Origin of the sequence: Campylobacter concisus, assembly GCF_003048775.2 — a bacterium.
In the GTDB taxonomy this organism is placed as follows: domain Bacteria; phylum Campylobacterota; class Campylobacteria; order Campylobacterales; family Campylobacteraceae; genus Campylobacter_A; species Campylobacter_A concisus_I.
Map to the genome: position 1 here is coordinate 22693 of NZ_CP049272.1, position 20412 is coordinate 43104.

General features: G+C 37.2%; 17 protein-coding genes and 1 tRNA gene. 13 read left to right on the forward strand and 5 right to left on the reverse strand.

The genetic code is table 11. The annotated features are described in order from the left end of the window. Positions 1–8 precede the first annotated feature (8 nt). Genes rnc through CVT17_RS00120 form a run of 3 tightly spaced genes read right to left on the reverse strand, consistent with a single transcriptional unit; the run spans position 9 to position 2120 of the window. Positions 9–680: a ribonuclease III gene (gene rnc / locus CVT17_RS00110; protein ID WP_107858833.1), complete on the reverse strand. Its 672-nt coding sequence runs from the start codon at positions 678–680 to the stop codon at positions 9–11. Beyond that, the gene (rnhA, locus tag CVT17_RS00115; RefSeq protein ID WP_107775684.1) at positions 677–1111 is read right to left on the reverse strand and encodes a ribonuclease HI; all 435 of its coding nucleotides are present in this window, start codon (positions 1109–1111) and stop codon (positions 677–679) included. The genes rnc and rnhA overlap by 4 nt, the downstream gene beginning before the upstream one ends. Further along, entirely contained in the window at positions 1089–2120 is a 1032-nt protein-coding gene (locus tag CVT17_RS00120) for a tetratricopeptide repeat protein (RefSeq protein WP_223154529.1), read from the reverse strand. The genes rnhA and CVT17_RS00120 overlap by 23 nt, the downstream gene beginning before the upstream one ends. A 55-nt stretch (positions 2121–2175) precedes the next feature. Here CVT17_RS00120 and dnaG point away from each other — a divergent pair, with 55 nt between their 5' ends. From dnaG to CVT17_RS00185, 13 genes are all read left to right on the forward strand, one after another. Next, positions 2176–3855, forward strand: coding sequence for a DNA primase (gene dnaG, locus CVT17_RS00125; protein WP_107776002.1), 1680 nt, complete (start codon positions 2176–2178; stop codon positions 3853–3855). A gap of 104 nt (positions 3856–3959) precedes the next feature. Continuing rightward, positions 3960–5195 carry a M20 family metallo-hydrolase gene (locus tag CVT17_RS00130; RefSeq protein WP_107858832.1) on the forward strand — a complete coding sequence of 412 codons (1236 nt, stop codon included), beginning with the start codon at positions 3960–3962 and terminating at the stop codon, positions 5193–5195. Positions 5196–5205: 10 nt separating this feature from the next. Further along, positions 5206–6525 (forward strand): amidohydrolase, encoded by a 1320-nt coding sequence (locus tag CVT17_RS00135; protein ID WP_107769954.1) that lies wholly within the window; start codon positions 5206–5208, stop codon positions 6523–6525. Then, positions 6522–7220, forward strand: coding sequence for a dipeptidase PepE (gene pepE / locus CVT17_RS00140; RefSeq protein WP_107769953.1), 699 nt, complete (start codon positions 6522–6524; stop codon positions 7218–7220). Before CVT17_RS00135 ends, pepE begins: the two co-directional genes overlap by 4 nt. A gap of 14 nt (positions 7221–7234) precedes the next feature. Further along, positions 7235–8545 (forward strand): C4-dicarboxylate transporter DcuC, encoded by a 1311-nt coding sequence (dcuC, locus tag CVT17_RS00145; protein ID WP_107769952.1) that lies wholly within the window; start codon positions 7235–7237, stop codon positions 8543–8545. Between the two features lie 11 nt (positions 8546–8556). Beyond that, positions 8557–9780 carry a peptidase T gene (gene pepT, locus CVT17_RS00150; RefSeq protein WP_107769951.1) on the forward strand — a complete coding sequence of 408 codons (1224 nt, stop codon included), beginning with the start codon at positions 8557–8559 and terminating at the stop codon, positions 9778–9780. A 59-nt stretch (positions 9781–9839) separates the two neighbouring features. Next, on the forward strand, positions 9840–10829 hold the full coding sequence (locus CVT17_RS00155) for an argininosuccinate synthase domain-containing protein (protein WP_107769950.1): 990 nt from the start codon (positions 9840–9842) through the stop codon (positions 10827–10829). Positions 10830–10934: 105 nt separating this feature from the next. Next, positions 10935–11011 (forward strand) — tRNA-Met (locus CVT17_RS00160). A 256-nt stretch (positions 11012–11267) separates the two neighbouring features. Then, positions 11268–11492 carry a hypothetical protein gene (locus CVT17_RS09240; protein ID WP_035170182.1) on the forward strand — a complete coding sequence of 75 codons (225 nt, stop codon included), beginning with the start codon at positions 11268–11270 and terminating at the stop codon, positions 11490–11492. Positions 11493–12024: 532 nt separating this feature from the next. Continuing rightward, positions 12025–12327, forward strand: a complete 303-nt coding sequence (locus CVT17_RS00170) for a hypothetical protein (RefSeq protein ID WP_107858831.1) — start codon at positions 12025–12027, stop codon at positions 12325–12327. Continuing rightward, complete coding sequence (locus tag CVT17_RS00175) at positions 12305–12850, forward strand: hypothetical protein (RefSeq protein ID WP_107858830.1); 546 nt, start codon at positions 12305–12307, stop codon at positions 12848–12850. The genes CVT17_RS00170 and CVT17_RS00175 overlap by 23 nt, the downstream gene beginning before the upstream one ends. Before the next feature lie 152 nt (positions 12851–13002). After that, on the forward strand, positions 13003–13365 hold the full coding sequence (gene mobC / locus CVT17_RS00180) for a plasmid mobilization relaxosome protein MobC (RefSeq protein WP_107858829.1): 363 nt from the start codon (positions 13003–13005) through the stop codon (positions 13363–13365). Then, entirely contained in the window at positions 13355–15805 is a 2451-nt protein-coding gene (locus CVT17_RS00185; protein WP_107858828.1) for an aminotransferase, read from the forward strand. Before mobC ends, CVT17_RS00185 begins: the two co-directional genes overlap by 11 nt. Before the next feature lie 42 nt (positions 15806–15847). On the opposite strand, the gene CVT17_RS00190 is transcribed toward CVT17_RS00185, so the two are convergent. Then, positions 15848–17062, reverse strand: coding sequence for an ATP-binding protein (locus CVT17_RS00190; RefSeq protein ID WP_107858827.1), 1215 nt, complete (start codon positions 17060–17062; stop codon positions 15848–15850). A 304-nt stretch (positions 17063–17366) separates the two neighbouring features. Further along, the gene (locus CVT17_RS00195; RefSeq protein WP_107858825.1) at positions 17367–20411 is read right to left on the reverse strand and encodes a type III restriction-modification system endonuclease; all 3045 of its coding nucleotides are present in this window, start codon (positions 20409–20411) and stop codon (positions 17367–17369) included. Position 20412: the final 1 nt, after the last annotated feature.

Sequence of the window (20412 nt, forward strand, 5' to 3'; positions counted from 1 at the left end):
AATTTTTCCTATTTTTTGATTTTTTCTAGTGCAATTTTTGCTGCAAGCTGTTGGGCTTGCTTTTTAGAGCTGCCAACGGCGCGTGAAATTTCTTTGCCATTTAGTAGCAAGGCTATCTCAAATTCTTTCTTGTGATCAGGACCTGACGTGCCGATGAGTTCGTATGTCGGGATGACACCAAGATTAGCCTGAGTGACCTCTTGAAGAGCGGTTTTGTAGTCCTTTTCGAGGTGTGCAAAGTCGATCTGTGGATAGCAAAGTTCAAGCAGAGCGATCGAAATTTCTCGCACTTTATCAAGTCCAGCCTCAAGGTAGATAGCGCCCATCACAGCCTCAAATGCATCGCTTAAAATGCTATCTTTCTCACGTCCGCCATTGTTCTCTTCAGCCGTACTTAGCCTTAAAAATTTACCCATTTTTAGATGCCTTGCCATATTTGCAAAGCTTTTTTCATTTACAAGTGCGGCTCTTAGCTTACTCATGTCGCCCTCTGCGATCTTGCTAAATTTTTTAAAAAGATACTCAGCCACAAGCAGATCCATCACCGCATCGCCCAAAAATTCAAGCCTTTCGTTGTTTAACGCCTGTTTGGTGCTCTTGTGTGTTAGCGCCTCTTCTAAAAGCTCAGTTTTTTTAAATTTATATCCAAGATTCTTTTCAAATTCTTCTAAAATTTTCATCTTTCATTCTCATCTTTTATTTTTAATGCCTCATCTCTTGCCATCTGGTCGCACTCCTCGTTTTCAGGGTGTCCAGCGTGCCCCTTAACCCAGCTTGCCACGACTTTGTGAGGCTTTGAAATTTCTAAATACTCCTGCCAAAGCTCGACATTTTTTACGTTTTTAAAATTTCTCTTTTGCCAGTTGGAAAGCCACTCATTTATGCTATTTACCACGTATGAGCTATCGGTAAAGAGCCTCACTTCGCAAGGCTCTTTTAGCGCTTTTAGCCCCATTATTGCAGCTTTTAGCTCCATTTGGTTATTTGTCGTATATGCCTCGCCGCCACTCTCTTTTTTCTGCGCTTCGTTAAATCTCAAAATATAAGCCCAGCCGCCAGCTCCAGGGTTTCCAAGGCACGAGCCGTCGCTAAAAAGTGTTACTGTCTTCACTTGGTTTTTCTGTGATGTGGGATAAAATTTTTACACTTCCTAGCTCGTGGCAGACTGGACAGCGGTAAAAGTGCATCGGAAATGAGTTTTTGCAGCTTTTACAAACGTAGTTAAAGCTTAGCCCAGCCGCCTCAAATTTAGCATCTTTTAGTTTTTTGATGACGTTTAGCTCAAAGCCATAAATTTCGCAAAGCTCATCTATATCGCCCTTTGCGTAAAAGAGTGATTTGTACTTTGGATCGCTTAAATTTATAGGCGTTTTTAGGTTGTAAAGCAGATCGATCACATCTTCAAAACGAGCAAAATCTTTTAAATTTTCTAAATTTTCATTGTGCCTTATGAAAAGTGCTAAGATCATACGTCTTAAAAGCTCAAAATTTTGGCTAAGACGGGAGAGAATTTCTACCTTTTCATTAAAGCTTAAATTTCTATCATCAAGCGTACTGATCGCCTTTATATAGGCCTTTTGATCTTTTACATTTACACCAAGCTCTTCAAGAGAATTTAGCGCATAAAGGGCTTCTTTATAGTTTTTAAGTTTTTCATCTATCATCGTTAAAAAGCGAAGTGCAAGTACATTTCTTGGGCTTAGTTCAAGCACTTTTTCAAAGACTTCGCTAGCTTTTTTTAAAAATCCAGCCTTAAAATAGACCTCTCCAAGCTCATTTAGGATAAATTCTTTTTCATTTTTATCTCTAACTTTGCCAAGTGCTATGAGATAAACACTAATTGATTTTTCAAAATCACCATTTTTAGCAAAAGTTTGCCCTAGCATGCAAAGGCTTTGAGCGTCTATCTCTGGGCTTTGTAGCATCTGTTTATGCTCGCTACTTATGCCATCTTTGCTATCAAATTTTCTTATAAATTTTTCAATGCGTTTTTTCTCATCTTTGCTTGAAAAGATACCCCAAGCATAGCTTAATGCGGCTATCATCAAAATAATGCTAAATAAAATAATAAGGCTAAATATCGGATCTCTGTGCCCAATGAAAAAAATATCCACGCTCATACTTTGTAATAAAATTTTACTTTAATTATAACAAAGCGGTTGTATAATTTTGCTTATGATAGATCCAAAATCCATAGAAAAACTCAAAAATCAAATCGATATCGTTGACATTATAGAGCACTATTTGCCTGTTAAAAAAATGGGTGCAAACTACAAATGTGTCTGCCCATTTCACGACGATAGAAATCCTAGTATGAGCATAAGTCAAAGTAAGCAAATTTTTCACTGTTTTGCTTGCAAGGCCGGCGGAGATGCGATCAAATTTGTAATGGATTATGAGAAATTAACCTATCCAGAAGCTATCGAAAGAATAGCTAGCCTTGTAAATTTTAGCCTCGAATACACAAGCGATAAAGCCCCAACACAAAAAGAAAATAAGCACATTTTAGAAAAGGCAAATGCTTTTTATAGGAGCGAATTTTTCAAGCATGAATCCGCTGTGAGATATATCTATTCTCGTGGTATAAATGACGCGATGATCGAGAAATTTGAGCTTGGTTGGGCTGGGGATAGTGCTAGTACCATTAGGCTTTTGCAAAATGAAAATATCGAACCAAAAGAGGCGCTTGAAGTTGGAATCGTAAAGCAAAACGAGAAGGGAATTTATGCTAGTTTTATCGAGCGTATTACATTTCCCATATATGCGCACACGGCAAAACTAGTTGGCTTTGGCGGTAGAACGATCTCAGATCATCCTGCAAAATATGTAAATTCTCCACAAAGCATAGTTTTTGACAAGTCAAAGCTGCTTTACGGCTATCATTTAGCTAGACAAAGCATTTTTGAAAAAAAGCAGATTATCATCACAGAGGGATATTTAGATGTTATCATGCTGCACTTTGCTGGCTTTACAAACGCCGTTGCCGTGCTTGGGACTGCGCTTACGACTAATCACTTACCACTTTTAAAAAGAGGAGAGATAAGCGTAGTGCTTTGTTTTGATGGTGACTCGGCTGGTATAAATGCCGCTATAAAATCATCTCGTCTTTTGGTTCAAAACGAAATAGATGGAAGCGTTGTCATTATAAAAGATGGTGCAGACCCTGCGGATATGGTCTTTGCAGGCAGAAGTGACGAGCTAAAAGAGATGTTTGGCTCTGGAACTGAGCTTGGTGAGTTTTATATCGAGCAAGTTGTAAAAAAATATGATATTACGCGCCCAGTGCAAAAGCAAAAATGTTTAGAAGAGATAGTGGAATTTACAAATTCTCTAAAGCCAATAATCGCAAAAAGTTACGAATTACTAGTTTCAAATTTACTCAAAATAGAGCTAAATACTTTTAGCCTTCATGGACAAAGATATATAAACAGACAAGATCAAAATTTTACAAATGCTGCAACGACAAATAAACAAACGGCTCAAAAAAAAGATAAAACTGATATTTTGGAATTTAGCGTTTTAAAGAGTATGCTTGCAAATAAAAATTACGAAGCTATTGTTTTAAACGAGCTTGAGGAGAAATTCTTCTTGCATCATAAAGATTATTTTCAAGCTGTTTTATTGCCAAATATTGAAGATAATGCGGTGCTTGTTAGAGAAATTTATGTTGATGAGAGCTCAAATGTAGCTTTGAGCGAAGATAGCCTTAAAGAGGCCATTTTAAAGCTAAAGCTAAAATACTATGAGAAGTTTCGCGAAGATACTAGAAAATCACAAAAACCAAATAAAATCGAAATAATGCAAAAAATTTCAGAGATCATTAAAGGCTTGCACAACAAACTACAAAAGAATTAGATTTCAAAATTTAACACTTATTCAGCTTTAAATCATAAAACTAAATGTAAAATGTTCAAAGTAATAAATGTTTTTAAGATTAGTTTTATTTTTAAGGATTTATTATGATAAATTTTAAAAGATTTGAGGCGAATTTTAATGCTATAAGCAGATTTGGAGCATTAAAAGGTGGAGGGCTAACAAGGCTTGCATTTAGCAAAGAAGACTTGGAAGCTAGAAATTTTCTTATAAATTTAATAGAAGAAAATGGCTTTAAACTTAAAATTGACAATGTTGGCAATATCTTTGCCATATATGATGATGGCTGTGAGTCAGACGAGAAGCCAGTTTGTGTGGGCTCTCACATAGACAGTGTGCCAAATGGTGGCTTTTATGATGGCACGCTTGGTGTCATGGCAGGACTTGAAGCTTTAACCTCGATAAAAGAAGCTGGCATTAAACTAAAGCGTCCGCTTTGGTTAATTAACTTTTGCTGTGAAGAGTCAAGTAGGTTTAAGACAGCGACCATTGGCAGCAAGATAATAAGCGGCAAACTTGGTTTACAAAGGCTTCATGAGCTAAAAGACGAAGATGGTATCTCGCTCTTTGAAGCGATGAGTAAATTTGGACTTGAGCCACAAAATTTAAATGATTCTATTTTAAAAGAACACTCACTTCATTCATATTTAGAACTTCACATTGAACAAGGCCCAGTGCTTGAGCGAAGCGGCATAAGCGTTGGCGTAGTAAGTGGTATCGCCGCTCCTATTAGATTTGAAATTATTATTCATGGTAAGGCAGATCACAGCGGTGCAACTCCAATGAATATGCGTAGTGACGCGCTGCTAGCTGCTTCACACATCATAATCACTGCCAATAAATTTGCTAAAAATAAAAAAACAGCTGTGGCTACTGTTGGTTACGCACATGCAAAGCCAGGCGTTTTAAACGTCGTGCCAGGCGAGGCAAGGCTTGGAGTTGATCTAAGAGATATTGATAAGGTAAGCTTAGAAGAGCTAAATTTAGAGCTTAGAAATTTTATAAAAGAGCTAAGCGGTGAGCTAAAATTTAGTTATGAGATAAGAGAACTAAGTAGTGATGAGCCAGTAAAACTTAGTGAGCATGCTATAAATTTACTAAGTGAAGAGGCTGCTAAACTTGGCATAAAAACGCTTACTTTGCCAAGTGGAGCTGGACACGATGCGATGAATCTAACAAAACTTGCAAGTAGCGTTGGCATGCTTTTTATACCTTGCATTGGTGGCATCAGTCACAATATAGCAGAAGCTATAAATTTTGATGATGCTTTCAAAGCTACACAAATTTTAACAAATGCACTAATTAAACTATCAAATGAATAAGGAGAAACCTATGGATAAGATAGCAAATTTGGCTCTTTCTTTAAAAGACGAGCTGATCAAGGATCGCAGGTATTTTCACTCGCATCCAGAGACTGGCTGGTTTACATTTTTTACAACCGCCGTACTAGCAAAGAGGCTTAGTGATCTTGGTTATGAAATAAGCCTTGGTGACAAAGTCGTTAAAGCTGATGCAAGACTTGGCCTTGGCTCAAAAGAGCAATGCGAAAAAGCAATAGAAAGAGCCAAAAAGCTCCTAAGCCCTGAAGAGGCAAAATACCTTCCTTATATGAAAGATGGCTTAACAGGCCTAACTGCCTTTATAGATACGAAAAGGCCTGGTAAATTTACAGCATTTAGATTTGACATTGATAGTGTTGATGTGACAGAGAGCGACGAGCCTACTCACAGACCTTACAAAGAGGGCTTTGGTGCAGATATCGCTGGTATCACGCATGCTTGTGGGCATGATGGTCACATGTCAATAGGTCTTGGTGTGGCAAAACTTATAGCTGAAAATTTAGATGAGTTTAACGGCAAATTTAAATTTATCTTCCAAACGGCAGAAGAGGGCACAAGAGGAGCTGTAGCTATGGAAGCTGCTGGTGTGCTTGATGGTATAGAGTACCTACTTGGCGGACATATCGGCTTTCAAGCAAAAACTAACGGCGGCATCATCTGCGGAACAAATAAGCTACTTGCAACTTCAAAATTTGACGTACATATCACCGGTCGTTCAGCTCATGCAGCAGGTGCACCTCAAGACGGCGCAAACGCTCTTTTGGCCGCATCTCAAATGGCACTAAGCATGCATGGCATCACAAGACATGCAAAGGGTGTGACTAGGATAAACGTAGGCGTTTTAAAAGCAGGTGAAGGCAGAAACGTCATCGCGCCAAATGGCTATATAGCTTGCGAAACAAGGGGTGAAGATACAAATTTAAATGATTTTATGTATGAAAGATGCATGGATATCGTTAAAGGCGTTAGCCAAATTTACGGAGTAGAGAGTAAGGTCGTAATGACTGGTGGCACAAGCGGAGCCGATAGCGACAAAGAAGTAACTGAAATTTTCTATGAAGCAGCAAAAGAGAGTCCATTTATAGATGACGATAAGATCGTAAAAGAGCTTGATTTTGGTGCTTGTGAAGATTTTGCTCATTTTATGAGAGCCTTGCAAGATAGGGGCGCAAAGAGCGGATATATGATGATAGGAACAAATTTAAAAGCAGGCCATCACAACTGCAAATTTGACTTTGATGAGGAGTGCTTGGTGGCTGGGGTTGATGTCTATCTAAGATCTGCTTACAAACTAAATGGAGTGAAAAAATGAAAAATGCTTTACTAATCAGCGCTTCAAGCTATCAAGATACTGGCTATTTAAGGCACTGCAAAAACTGGGTTAAGGAATTTTTAGGTGAATGCGGCAAGGAAGAAATTTTATTTATCCCTTACGCTGGAGTTAGGCGAACAAATGACGAGTATGAGCAAAAAGTAATTGATAGATTAAAAAATAGCAATATAAAATCAATCCATCACTACGAAGATAAAATTTCTGCTATCAAAAATGCTAGAAGTATCGCAGTTGGCGGAGGAAATACCTTTATGCTTCTTTACACGCTTTATAAGCTAAATTTGATTGAGCCTATAAAAGAAGCTGTGGCAAATGGCGCAAAATACTTTGGTTGGTCGGCTGGCGCAAATATCGCCGGTAAGACGATGATGACGACAAATGATATGCCTATCATCATGCCAAAGTCCTTTGATAGCTTAAATATCTTCCCATATCAGATCAATCCGCACTTCATAAGTGGCAAGCTAGCAGGTCATAACGGTGAGAGCAGGGAGGAGAGATTGGAGGAATTTTTAATAGCTAATCCAAAAGAGACCATTTACGCACTGCCTGAGGGCACGGCTCTGCTTATAGCGGACAACGAGGCTGAGGTCATAGGACATAGTGAAATTTTAAAATTTGAGTATCAAAAAGAGATAGAAAAAATAGAAGTTGGAACTAAATTTAAAATCTAAGCAAGGAGAGAGGTATGGAAACATTTAAGCTAATTGCTGCCATTCTTGGCATCGCGGCTGTTGTAGCACTTCTAGTCTTAAAAAAGGAGACAAGAACGGTGCTAATAGGTGTTGGTTTGGTGCTTTGTATAATCGCACTAAAACCGATGGGGGCACTAAGCGCTTTTACTGACTATATGACTAAAGCAGGGCTTATAAAAGCGATTTGTGCGAGTATGGGCTTTGCTTTTGTTATGAAATATACAATGTGCGATAAGCACCTTGTTGCGCTTCTTACAAAGCCACTTAAAAATGTAGGCTTTATCTTGATCCCCGCAACAACCGTGCTAACTTATTTTATAAATATCGCTATCCCTTCAGCTGCAGGATGCTCCGCTGCTGTTGGTGCGACACTTATACCGCTCCTTATGGCCTCAGGTATCCGCCCAGCTATGGCTGGTGCTGCTGTTTTTGCAGGGACATTTGGTGGAGTCTTAAGCCCAGGATCGGCTCACAACGTCTATGTAGCTGATCTTGTTAAAAAAACGGTTGAGGGCTACACAGTTCAAGATGTTATAAAAGTACAAATTCCAAGTGCATTTACTGCTCTTGTTATCGTAGTGATCGCGTTAGTTATTGTTGCGATACTGCTTAAAGACTATCAAAAAAATACAAATTTCACTCTTGAAAGTAGTGCTGCTAGCGAAGAGAAGCCACTATTTAAAGTAAATTTCATCTACGCTATTATGCCTCTAGTTCCACTTGTTATCTTGGTTATTGGCGGAACAAGCCTTGCAAAAGATTATAGCTTTCTTGCGTGGACAAAGATGGGCGTTGCTGAGGCGATGATACTAGGTGCCATCATAGCTATCTTTGCTACACTTACAAATCCGCAAAAGATCACAAAAGAATTTTTTAACGGAATGGGCCACGCTTATGCCGATGTTATGGGTATCATAATCGCAGCTGGTGTCTTTGTCGCTGGTTTAAAGGCATGTGGAGCCGTTGATGTGGTCATCGCATGGCTAAAAACAGATCAAAGTTACGTTAAATTTGGCGGAACATTTGTGCCATTTATCATGGGTATAGTTACAGGTTCAGGTGATGCTGCTACATTTGCATTTAATGAAGCCGTCACAACAAACGCCGCTGCGCTTGGCTTTGAACAAGATAAGCTTGGTATGGCAGCAGCTATTGCTGGTGCTTTAGGTAGATCAGCTTCCCCGATTGCCGGTGCTGCTATCGTTTGTGCAGGTATTGCGATGGTTAGTCCAGTTGAAATCGCTAAAAGAACATTTTTAGGTATGTTTGTCTCTGTTGTAGCGATTGCATTTTTTGTCATCTAAAAGGATAAAAAATGGATATCGTAGAGAGATTTTTAAACTATACAAAATTTAACACCACAACAAATAAAGAGAATGGATTAAAAGGCGTCATGCCTTCTAATCCAACCGAGTATGAGCTGGCTCGTTTTTTAAAAGATGAGCTCAGCTCGCTAGGTATAAAAGATATCATTTTGCAAGACAATGCTATCTTGATAGCAAAAATTCCTGCAAATTGCGAAAATGCTCCAAGTATCGCCTTTTTTGGGCATTTAGATACAAGTAGTGAGCAAAAAAATGATACTAAAGCCAAGATAGTAAAATACACAGGTGGCGACATCTGCCTAAACGAAGAACAGGGAATTTATCTAAAATTTAGCGACAATCCAGAGCTTAAAAAATACGTTGGTGACGACATAGTCGTGACTGATGGCACTAGCTTGCTTGGGGCTGATGATAAGGCGGCGATCGCAAGTATCGTAAATATGGCTAGCTATTTTATGCAAAATTCTGAGATTAAGCACGGCAAGATCGTGATCTGCTTCGTGCCAGATGAAGAGCAGGGCTTGCTTGGTGCAAAAGCACTTGATGTAAATTTGCTGGGAGCTGATTTTGGCTACTGCCTAGACTGCTGCGAGATAGGCGAGCTAATATATGAAAACTGGAACGCGGCTGACTGCACGATGGTCTTTAAAGGCGTTTCGGCTCATCCGATGAATGCAAAGGGCAAGCTTGTAAATTCGCTACTTCTTGCGCATAAATTTATCTCGCTTTTGCCAGGCGGCGAAGTGCCAGAGTGCACCGAGGGCAAAGAGGGCTATTTCTGGGTGAAAGAGCTTAGCGGAAACAGCGCAAAAACGACGCTTAAGATCGACATTAGAGAATTTGACGAGGGGAAATTTCAAAAAAGGCTTGAGTTTTTAAGCGATATGGCAAATTCTTTTAATAAAATTTATGGTGAGTGCTGTGAGATTACGCTAAAAACACGCTATGAAAACGTCTTTAAATTTTTAAAAGATGAAAGCTCACTTCCGATAAAACTAGCAAAAGATGCCTTTAACGAGCTAAATATCACGCCAAATATAAAGCCGATGCGAGGCGGATATGACGGCGCTGTGATATCTGTAAAAGGTGTACCAACGCTAAATTTATTCACAGGGGCAAACAACTTTCACTCTATTTACGAGTATTTGCCAGTTAGCAGTCTAAAAGCCGCGAGCGAAGTCATTAAAAAAATCGTAATTAACGCTGCTAAATAAACTTCATAAAAGCCTAGATTTAGTAAATTTAGGCTTTAAATTTTACTTTCAGGATAAGAATGAAGGCTTTAGCTTTATTTAGCGGAGGGCTTGATAGCATGCTCTCAATGAAATTAATAAGCGATCAAAATATCGAAGTGGTCGCACTTTATATGGATACTGGATTTGGCGTAGACGAAGAAAAACATGAAATTTTAAGACGCCGTGCAGCTTTGGCTGGAGCTAGCTTAAAAGTGGTTGATATGAGAAACGAGTATCTTCGTGATGTGCTTTTTAACCCAAAATACGGCTACGGCAAGCAGTTTAACCCTTGCATCGACTGCCACGGATATATGTTTAAAACAGCTCTAAATATGCTAAAAAGTGAAAATGCAAATTTCATCATCACTGGCGAAGTCGTGGGTCAAAGGCCGATGAGTCAGCGCAGAGACGCACTCTTTCAGGTTAAGCGTCTAGCTGATGATGAGGACGATCTTGTGCTTCGTCCGATGTGCGCTAAGCTCTTGCCGCCAACTAAACCAGAGCGCGAGGGCTGGGTCGATAGAGAGAAGCTACTTGACATAAGCGGACGCGATAGAAAGCCGCAACTTGCTTTGGCGAAGAAATTTGGCTTTGAGGACTTTGCAACGCCTGGAGGTGGGTGTTTGCTAACGATCGAGAGCTTTGCAGTAAAGATAAAAGACTACTTGAAATTTGACAAAGAGATGCGAGATATCGATGTAACGTGGCTAAAGCTTGGTAGGCATCTGCGCTTGCCAGATGGTGCTAAAATGATAATAGGACGTGACGAGAGCGATAATAACGCACTTTTGGCTCATCCAAATGATAAATTTGACCAAGTAAATTTTAAAGAGAGCGATGACATCGTGGGAGCTGTTAGTTTTATAAGTAAAAATGCTAGTAAAGCTGATAAAGAGTTAGCTGCAAGGCTCGCATTGGCTTATACAAAAGCAAGCAGAGAAAATAAATTTGAAGTTAGCATCGATAGCGAGAAATTTAGTATCACACCTGAGGATAAATCTCTAGCTCAAAATTATTTCGTGAAATAGACATTTTATTGATTCTTGGTGCTTTTACTTTGTGTTTGTAGATAAAGATGGTTTTTATCTACAAATAAGTTTAAAAATTATATAATCCGAAACTTATTTTAAAGTGTCACGGTAGCTCAGCTGGTTAGAGCGCTGGTCTCATAAGCCGGAGGTCGGGAGTTCAAGTCTCCCCCGTGACACCATAAATACCTAAACTACGATGTTTCTACAATTTTATATTGCAGTCACCTTTCATTAAATATAGCTTAATGTTTGTAGCAAAATAAAATTTTATGTAGCAAATTTTTAAGCTTGCAGTAATTTTAACACGTTTTTTGTAAAATTTTAAAAAACAAGTAAAATTTTTTAACGAATCATCTACTATGATATAATCTGTCACTCTACTGTGTTAAATTTTTATCATAACTTAAATAAAATGAGTATAGATGCGTAGTAAAAATGGCGTTTATAGCTATTGAATATGGGCTAAAAAATATTTTTGATGATTATGATTCATTCATATTTCCTAACAACAAAACACAAAATAGAGATAGACCACATAAGCATTACGAGATCCTGCGCGTGGTCAAATACTGGCTGCCATTTATAAAGATAAAAGAACCAGAGAGCCTTAGGGTGAAATTTGATAATTTGCTTGGGGAGTATCTAGAATGCAGTTGGTAATTATGTAATCGTTTTCGTTTATTTTTAAAAAATATACATGTTATTAATAAAACATTTTTATCTTTCCGCTTAAAAATAAGGCCATTCATGGTCTATAATTTTAAGATATTTGTTTCGATTCCTAATATATATACTAGCATTAAGTAATTTATAAGTATTTTTATGCTATAAAGCCAGGAAAACCCTAGTATATCGTGCTTCTGAAATAAAAGTCAACAATTATTTACCACTTTAAACGATTTAGCCACCAAAATATCCTATAATACACGCAAATTTAAAAAAATATTTTACTCAAGGAGGTTAAGATGATTAAAACCAGTTAAAAGCAGAGGCTCTATTTAAGTTGTTAAAAGAGAACCTCTACGATAGGTTGTTAGGACTCCTATTGTAATAGTTCTCTACTTTTAAACTACTTAAATAAAAACCTATCAACATCTATCATATCAAAATAAAAGGCACACTATAAGTATGCCCATTTGGTGAGATGGCTATTGCTGTCTTTGTAAAATTTAAAAAGCTATAGGAGAAAAATATGGCTACCAAAAGAATACTTTTAAAGGACTTAAAAGTCATTAGAAAAAACGAGAAAAAAGAGGAGATTAAACAAGCATGTATTGAGGTCTTGTTTCCACAACAAGCTACGATCAAAGAGTGCAGATTAGTAATCGAAAATCGTTATAGCGTAAAGCTATCAAACAAGGAATTTTCCAAATGGAGGAAAGAGTATGATGCAAAAGACACACATCAAGCCTCTCATGCATATCATATTCCAGAGTCCAAAGAAGACGAAAAAAACGATGAGGAGCTAAGCAATGGCACTAACAATCAAGAGTAGCGATACAGCAGTTGCGGCAAATGCCGTAATTGCTCTACAAGAACATATCGAAATGAGCAATAAGGCTAGTGAAAATATTGGAAATAATATTGAACTTTTTAATCAAGCCGCAGATATCTTTGATAAAAGCTTTAAAGAAAAAATAGAACTTATAGAGCAAGGAAGTGTTGAACTTACAAATACAACAAAAGAGATTCAAAGCAACTTTAAAAATACTCTAAAAGGTGCAGACAAAACCATATCGAAGATTAACTCATCTTTTACCTCTTTGATGAAAAAGATAGTATATGCATTAATTGCCTTTGTATTTATAGAAGTGATCTTCTTTTTTGGCTACTTGTTTTATGATAGTCATAAGACGAATGAAGCCAAATCTGCACTACAAAGCAGTCTAGATAAGGCACTTTATGATGTGTCTAACCTTAAAGGCTTTATTATCCATATCTACAACCAAGATAGCCAAAAAGCTAGTGAAGATTTTACTAAATGGCTAAACACAAATGGTGACAGCAATGTTTGGTAGTAAGCAAATTTTTCTAATAGCAAGACACATACAATGTATGACACTTCGTTTTCATACCTTGTATAATCTTGCTCTGCCGAGGGCTACAATGCGAGATATAAGAAGCGTTAAAACGCTTCATCTCGCTAACACATTTTATGAAAGGATATCATATGCCAAAAAATATCAAGGATAAAGTGCTCTCCACAAGGATCACTTCTCAGCAAAATAGCAAATTATCTGATATGGCTAGAGAACTAAAAATATCAAAATCAGAAATCATTTCCTATCTTATAGATAATGGCACTGTAAATTCTGAATCCATAAAAAAGAAAGAGCTATATCCAACAATCATTACATATTTTGCTAGACCTTTTAATAACATCAATCAAATAGCAAAGAGACTAAATATAGCTTATAAGACTAGTGGTAATATAGCTTTAGAAGTGATACTGCGAGCACAAGAAGATTTGTACAAAATTCAATCAGTCCTAACTGAAATTTTAAGCCTAATAAGGAGTAGCTATGATAGTTAAGATCTCAAAGGGAGAAAAAGGCGTAGCTGATTATTTAAAAACTGGCAAGAAAAGAGATTCAAAGCTAACTAGAGATGAAAAAGATGATAGATTGCCACTGGCTGGAAATTTAGATCTTATCGAGATGTCTGAAAGGCACCAGAGCAAGAAAAAGAATAAGAAATATAACTACTATCATATATCCTTGTCATTTACTTCAGAGGAGTGGAGCAGACTATATGAAAGTGGCAATATAGATGATCTTATAATGGATTTTTTGAAGCTCACTTTCCCAAATCACGACATAGATGAGTTACTTTTTTATGCTGAAGCTCATCTGCCTATAATCAAAGAAGAGCCATATATTCCTCGCCCAGAAGGGGCGCTAGAAAACAGAGTATTAAATAAAAAACATAAAAATGGTAAACCGCTAAAAAGAGAGCCTCATATTCATCTAATAGTCTCTTTTGAAAATATGAAATTTACTCATAGCGTAAAAACTGGTGGAGCCATATATGCAAAAGGTGCAGCCAAGCAACAAGTAAAAGCTATCATGGCTAAATCAGTAGAGAAATTTAAAAGAGTGGTTAATGACATCTTATCTAACAAGTATGGTCTAAATAATATAGAGCCTTTAGGTATGGATGAAGATAAACTAGAAAAGCAATATGAAAGCTTTAAAAGTGCAGCACAAAAGGTTAAGAAAGGCAAAGAAAAAGATACGCAAATGAAGATAGAAACAGATGTAGTTATCGAGCCAAAAGACAGCACAAAAGAGCAAAACATAAGTGTTGAAGAGCTGCTAGCTGATGCTAGAAATTCTACAGCTGATTATCTATTAAGAATGATAGAAGAAGATGAGAGTTTCAAAAAAGACTACTATGATAGAGCAAAGAGGCTTAATAAAGTGGATATAAGAGAATTTTTACCTATGATCAATGCAAAATTTAACATCACCGCAAAACCTGAAGTGGTAAATGACAAATATAAAGTAAGAGTAGATGGGTTTAAGGGAACTTATAATCTAACTGATCTAATGTGCAAGATAGTCTATAATGGCAGAAAAGGAGTGTTATTTCACGTAGTTAATGAGCTAGAGCAAATGCTTATAGAACTTCAAGCTAATAAAAATGAGCCAAAGATAACATTAAGTGTAAGTAGTGACTTTAACACGCCAAATAAAGACCCAAAAACTCAAGTGCTAAATAGCTGGGAAACGATACAAATAGAGCCATACAATCTAAAATCAATACTGAAAAACTATTCAGCTATATCAGTGGCAGGTTTCAAGAATAAAAATGAAGAAGCTGGTAATATTGATAGTATAACTCCTACTCTTATATATGATATAGATAACTCTAAATTTACTGCAAATGATGCTCAAAATTTACTACAAAGTAAAGGAATAAAAGGCTTCATATACCCAACCACCTATCAAACGCCAGGCACAAAAGTAGAGAAATTTAAACTCATCATACCCACAACAAAGGCTCCAAGCTTAAATGAATATGATGAATACATAAAGGAGATAACAATAGAGCTTGGGTTATATAACATAGTAAATAACCAGAGCCTATATCCTAGTAAATTTCACTACACTCCAGTGCCAGGATCTGAACTTGTAAGCATTAGTGGAAAAACTTTTGATAATACAAGAGCCATTGAAGATGCCAGCCTAAAAACAGACATTAATAATATGGATATTAGAGCCATATATGAAGATTTACAAAATCAAAGAAAATATGAGCTTAGCCATGAGCCAAAAGATACAAACTTGCGTATTAAAAGAGCAAGCTACCAAGCCATATCATCAAAGATTTCAATAAAAGAGCTAATAGAATACTTTGACGAGAGTGCTGTGCTTAAAGAATATAAAAATCATCAAATACTTTCTGGCAAGAGTGGCAGATACCTATACCTACCAGAAGAAAACACAGCCTACTCTTTTAACCAAAATAGACACTATACTCCATATATCTACATTAGAGATAAATTTTATGAAGCAGCCAGAAAGATAAAAACTAGATTTTATGATGATGATCTCATTAAAAAGCTAGGTATTACACAAAATGAATGTGGAGGCTTTGTAAAAGGTATTGATGGTCATCTAGATATAAATAGGTACTATTTGGTGTTTATCAGTAGAATGGAAAACTTTAAAAAATATCTATCAGATATAGTTCAAATTAACTACCAAGGCCTAATTTATAACATAAAAACCTATATGAAAGATTGGCAAGATATGCAAGGTTTTAATAAGCTAAAGGAGCGTTATAAAACAGATAAGATATATCTAACAGAGGATCATATATCATTTGGTTCACTAAAAATAACAAAGCAAGAGCTATACAATCAAGGACTTGATAAGGACTTTGGAGTGGAGCAATCAAAACAACAATCAAATGAGATAGAGAGCAAAGAGCAAAATGTAAAGTTAGGATATGATGGTTTGGGGAAGTAGATTATCGTAAGCTGTTATAGAAGCCAAATTATTAGCCATCTCTCACCCCATAAAACCAAACGGCAAAGCAAACATATCTTCATCTAGCTTCATAGCCGTATCTCCAGCATAAAAAACTATGCCTTTATCAAATTTACTTTGTAAATTTTCTTTTAAGTGGTAGATATGTTTAAAGTCATCTTTGCTGATAGTTTTTGAGGATTTGACCTCTATGGCTATGAGCTTACCTGATATCTCAAGGATAAAGTCTATCTCTTTTTGATCGCTAGTTCTATAGTAGTATATGTTTGCTCTTTTTTTGCTACTTGTATTTGCCTTTAGTAGTTCATCAAATACAAACGTCTCATATATGGCACCTTTATATGAGGAATTTGCAAGCTCTTGTGCTGAAGAAATTTGCAGTAGATGTGATAGCACTCCTGTGTCAGTGGCAAAAATTTTAGGAGTTTTTATAAGTCTTTTTAGAACGTTATTAAAATACGGCTGAAGCTTTTGGATCTGATAGGTATGCTCAAGCACGCTAAAATAGCTATCAAATGTCTTATTGTCAAGCCCAGACTCTAGACATAGCTCATTTTTATTAAAGATGTTGCCGCTTCTTAGCATACACAGACGATACATCGTGATAAATTTATCCATATTTCTTATGTTACCTATCTCTTTGGCGTCTGATTCTATATATGTTCTTATATATGAGCTAAACCAGAGATATTTTGATTTTTCAGAGCTTATCTTTGTGATCTCCGGGTAGCCGCCGTTTATGATCTTTTCAGATAAGCCGCCGTTGTCATATTTTCTAAACACCAGATGGTCTATATCGCTACTTAAAATATCTATCAAATTTTCAGGACTATGACTTAACTCTTTTTGAGAAAGCGGATATAGCTCTACTATACCTATCCTACCAGCAAGTGAGTCTGAGATATCTTTAAAGCCTTTTAAATTTGCAGAGCCAGTTAGTATAAACTGACCGTTTGTTCTATCCTTATCTACAAATTCTTTTATTGCTAAAAGCAGTATAGGCACTCTTTGTATCTCATCTATCACGATAGGCTTATTACAGTGCTCTATAAAGCCTTTGGGGTCGTTTCTTGCGGATTCATAGATATTTATATCATCAAGTGTTATGTAATTTGGTATATCTAAATTTAAAGCAAGGGTTGATTTGCCAACCTGCCTAGCTCCGCTTATCAAAAGCACTGGAAAGCTTTTCATATACTCTTTTATTTCGTCGCTTATGGCTCGTTTGATGTACATAGTATTTTATCCTTAAATATTTAGGAGTATAATACTACAATATATATAAATTTACAAGGATGGGTTGGTTAAGATAATTGTGTATTTAAATTTAACTCGAACTAAAACTGGTAAGATTAAGTCAGTCACTGTGATTTTCTATCACACTGAGTATTTTATTGGTAGAGCTTTAAACAATATCACCTCAGATTTTCATATTGGCAAATGGAAGTCAAATTTTCCCTCAAAAGGAGCAGCACAATAACCATTTTTGGAATATTACACAGGCTCTTTTATGCTACGACCTAACTTCCCAATAAATTTTTTACCTCATAACTTTATCCAGTAGTGATTTATAGCTATCCACTACGTCATAGACCACGCTATCATTGCTTATAGCCTTAAAATGCTCCTTTGCGCAGTGGATTTTAGACTCTTCGACTTGGCGAAGCTGCATAGAGTTCATAGACCCTTTAGTCTCCGCAACAAAATAAATATGCTTAATATTGCCCTCATAAAACGCGATCGCCCAGTCGGGGTTGTATTTTCCCACAGGCGTGCTTATATAAAAGCCACTTGGAAGCTTAACATAAACGGCAACGTCCTTGCTCGCATCTAGTTCCATTGCAAAATTCTTCTCATTTGTCGAGTCATATACGACATGATCGTAAAGATGCTTTTTTGTTTTAACCGCATTTTTGTCTAGCTGACCTTTTATCGTAGGATCCGTAAAAACTGCAGTATCGTATTTTTCATCTAGCGCATTATAAGTAATATGTTGTATAATCGCCGTCGCTTTTTCATCATTCATAAGAGCAGCTGCTTTTATGATAAATTCCTCAGGATTTGACTTAAATTGTTCAAACGTAGTCTGCTTTATCCCTCTAAGAATTTGGATAACAGCTTTTCTTGTAAGGCCTGTCTCATCTACCAGTTTTCCTATCAAGTCATATTTGATACTTGAATTTAGAGCTATTACATGGTTGTAGTTTTGGGCTTCTTCTTTGACAAAAGATTCTCCAGACATCAACTCTTCTTTTGAGCGGATTTGCTCCATTACTCCAGTTTCGACTCTAAAGTAAATTTTTGAAACTTGCAAATTCTTATCTAAAGACTCAATTGCCTTTTTTACAAGCTCATCCGTATCAAAGTCGACTACATATACGGATTTTGAGTTGATCTTGTTCCATAGCTCCTTAAATTCAGGCATAGCAAGTTTGTCTTCATCTACTGTTAGCTCGACGTTGTTTTTACGCGCATCTTCTGGCATCAGTGCTTTGCTATCATAAACAGAGTCGATAATCGCAATGACGGATTGAGCAAAGTCAACCACTTCATCAGCAAGCTTTATATTGCCATTTGCCTTGTCTGCATAATATTTATCAGTTAGCGATCCTTGCTTGTCTATATAGCCTTCCGTACGTAAGCAAACGTATATTTCTCTAGCGGTATCATCAGTTATCACGTCGCTATTGCCGCTCGAGTCAACTATAACTTTACCGGTAAATAGCTCAGGCGTTACCGCTCGCGGTCTATCCGAAATAGCCTGGGCAAGCTCACTTTGAAGCCCTTTGGCAAAACTATCATAGCTTTCGCTAGCGATAACGGTAAGTACGTTTACGTTGTGAACATCATTTCCAAGTACATTACTATCCATACGCTCGCCGTTTTGATTTACACAAAGTCTAAGGCCACGACCGACCTCTTGGCGTTTTCTTGTCTCGCTAGTGCTTTGTTTTAAAGTGCAAATTTGAAATACATTGGGATTATCCCATCCTTCACGAAGCGCAGAGTGCGAGAATATAAATCTAACAGGGGACTTATTTGGATCTCTATCAAGTAAAAGCTCTTTATTTTTCATGATAAGATCGTACGCATCGACGTCATCGGTCGTAGTTTCTTTGCGACCTACTTTAGGATCAATCATATTTCCTTTTTTGTCGATAGAAAAATATCCCGCATGCGTACTTTTAGCGGGAATTAGATCAAGATACTTCAAATAATCATTCTCGTTTGTGTCAATCTGTAAATTTTCAACAATATCCTTATATTCTTCTTCAAACATATCAGCATAAGCACCGTTTGTAGGCTCTCCGGCTGCGCCATACTGCCTATATTTGGCTACTTCATCGATGAAAAATAGCGAAAGTACCTTGATGCCTTTATAAAAAAGCTCGCGCTCTCTTTGAATGTGAGAAATAATAGTCTCTCTTATCTGTATTCGGCGAAGCTGGTCTTCGCTTACTTTACCGATAACGTCTCCGGCGTAAATTTTAATGCCGTTAAGAAATTCCACAGAGTCGTCGCGTCCATCTATTTTTGAGATAATAAAATTCTGTTTATACTCCTCTAACTGACCGGAGTTATCATATAGGTTGTATCCATTGGTTACCGTTTTTGTGATCTTGCGGATACCGCTTGCGCCCTTGTAATCAAACTGGATGGTAGCAGTCGGTGCGGATTTTGAGAGATTAATGCTTTCAAGATAGACATAGCCCTCCGTAGCCGTGCTAGCTGATTCTGTGATGCCTTTGACTGCGATTTTCTTCACAAGTCGTTTATTGTATGCCTCCATCGCGTCTAGGCGGTAGATCATATTATAGGTACTATCGCTTTTATGCGTTGCAGAGTATCGAAGCGTCATCAGCGGATTAAATTGCTTTAAATTTTCCTTTGTTTGTTTGCCTTCCACGGATTGGGGTTCATCGATAATAACAATAGGATTTGTCTTGGCAATGATATCTATTGGCTTGCGAGAACGAAACTCATCAAGCTCCATATGAATTCGTCTCGCGTCTTTTCCTTTTGCGTTAAACGCTTGAGAATTTATGATCATAACGTTTATAGAGCTATCCGATGCGAACTGATCGATCTGCGTAAGCTGAGCAGAATTGTAAATAAAAAAGCGAACTTTTTTGCCGTATTGTTCGGCAAAGTGCTCCTGCGTCATCAAAAACGACTTATACACACCCTCACGGATAGCGATACTTGGGACAACAATGATAAATTTGCTCCAGCCATAGTGTTTATTTAGCTCAAACATCGTCTTGATATAGGTATAGGTCTTGCCGACTCCCGTTTCCATCTCGATCGTTAGGTTGTATCTGCCTTCTAGTTTGGCTGAGGGCTTGATTTGATTATCTCGTTGTAGTTTTTGTATATTTTCTAAGATGATTTTATCATTTAGCTCGGGTACTATTTTTTGATTGCTCCAGCCGGTAAAGTCCTCAAGCTCCAGTGTTTGTTGGTAGCTCCCCATGCCCTTATCTATCATATAAGTCGGCGTTAGATATGGCTGCCCGGCAAACACATCCACCACGGCTTTGGCGGCATCTGCTTGAAATTTTTGATGCTTAAATTGCAGTTTCATA

Excerpts from the sequence above, each read along its gene's own strand:
- CVT17_RS00185 (WP_107858828.1), top strand. The coding sequence starts at position 13,355 with ATGATAGTTAAGATCTCAAAGGGAGAAAAAGGCGTAGCTGATTATTTA.
- pepE (WP_107769953.1), top strand. The coding sequence starts at position 6,522 with ATGAAAAATGCTTTACTAATCAGCGCTTCAAGCTATCAAGATACTGGC.
- CVT17_RS00175 (WP_107858830.1), top strand. The coding sequence starts at position 12,305 with ATGGCACTAACAATCAAGAGTAGCGATACAGCAGTTGCGGCAAATGCC.
- CVT17_RS00130 (WP_107858832.1), top strand. The coding sequence starts at position 3,960 with ATGATAAATTTTAAAAGATTTGAGGCGAATTTTAATGCTATAAGCAGA.
- CVT17_RS00120 (WP_223154529.1), bottom strand. The coding sequence starts at position 2,120 with ATGAGCGTGGATATTTTTTTCATTGGGCACAGAGATCCGATATTTAGC.
- CVT17_RS09240 (WP_035170182.1), top strand. The coding sequence starts at position 11,268 with ATGGCGTTTATAGCTATTGAATATGGGCTAAAAAATATTTTTGATGAT.
- rnc (WP_107858833.1), bottom strand. The coding sequence starts at position 680 with ATGAAAATTTTAGAAGAATTTGAAAAGAATCTTGGATATAAATTTAAA.
- CVT17_RS00155 (WP_107769950.1), top strand. The coding sequence starts at position 9,840 with ATGAAGGCTTTAGCTTTATTTAGCGGAGGGCTTGATAGCATGCTCTCA.
- CVT17_RS00190 (WP_107858827.1), bottom strand. The coding sequence starts at position 17,062 with ATGTACATCAAACGAGCCATAAGCGACGAAATAAAAGAGTATATGAAA.
- mobC (WP_107858829.1), top strand. The coding sequence starts at position 13,003 with ATGCCAAAAAATATCAAGGATAAAGTGCTCTCCACAAGGATCACTTCT.
- CVT17_RS00135 (WP_107769954.1), top strand. The coding sequence starts at position 5,206 with ATGGATAAGATAGCAAATTTGGCTCTTTCTTTAAAAGACGAGCTGATC.
- pepT (WP_107769951.1), top strand. The coding sequence starts at position 8,557 with ATGGATATCGTAGAGAGATTTTTAAACTATACAAAATTTAACACCACA.
- CVT17_RS00195 (WP_107858825.1), bottom strand. The coding sequence starts at position 20,411 with ATGAAACTGCAATTTAAGCATCAAAAATTTCAAGCAGATGCCGCCAAA.
- dcuC (WP_107769952.1), top strand. The coding sequence starts at position 7,235 with ATGGAAACATTTAAGCTAATTGCTGCCATTCTTGGCATCGCGGCTGTT.
- CVT17_RS00170 (WP_107858831.1), top strand. The coding sequence starts at position 12,025 with ATGGCTACCAAAAGAATACTTTTAAAGGACTTAAAAGTCATTAGAAAA.
- dnaG (WP_107776002.1), top strand. The coding sequence starts at position 2,176 with ATGATAGATCCAAAATCCATAGAAAAACTCAAAAATCAAATCGATATC.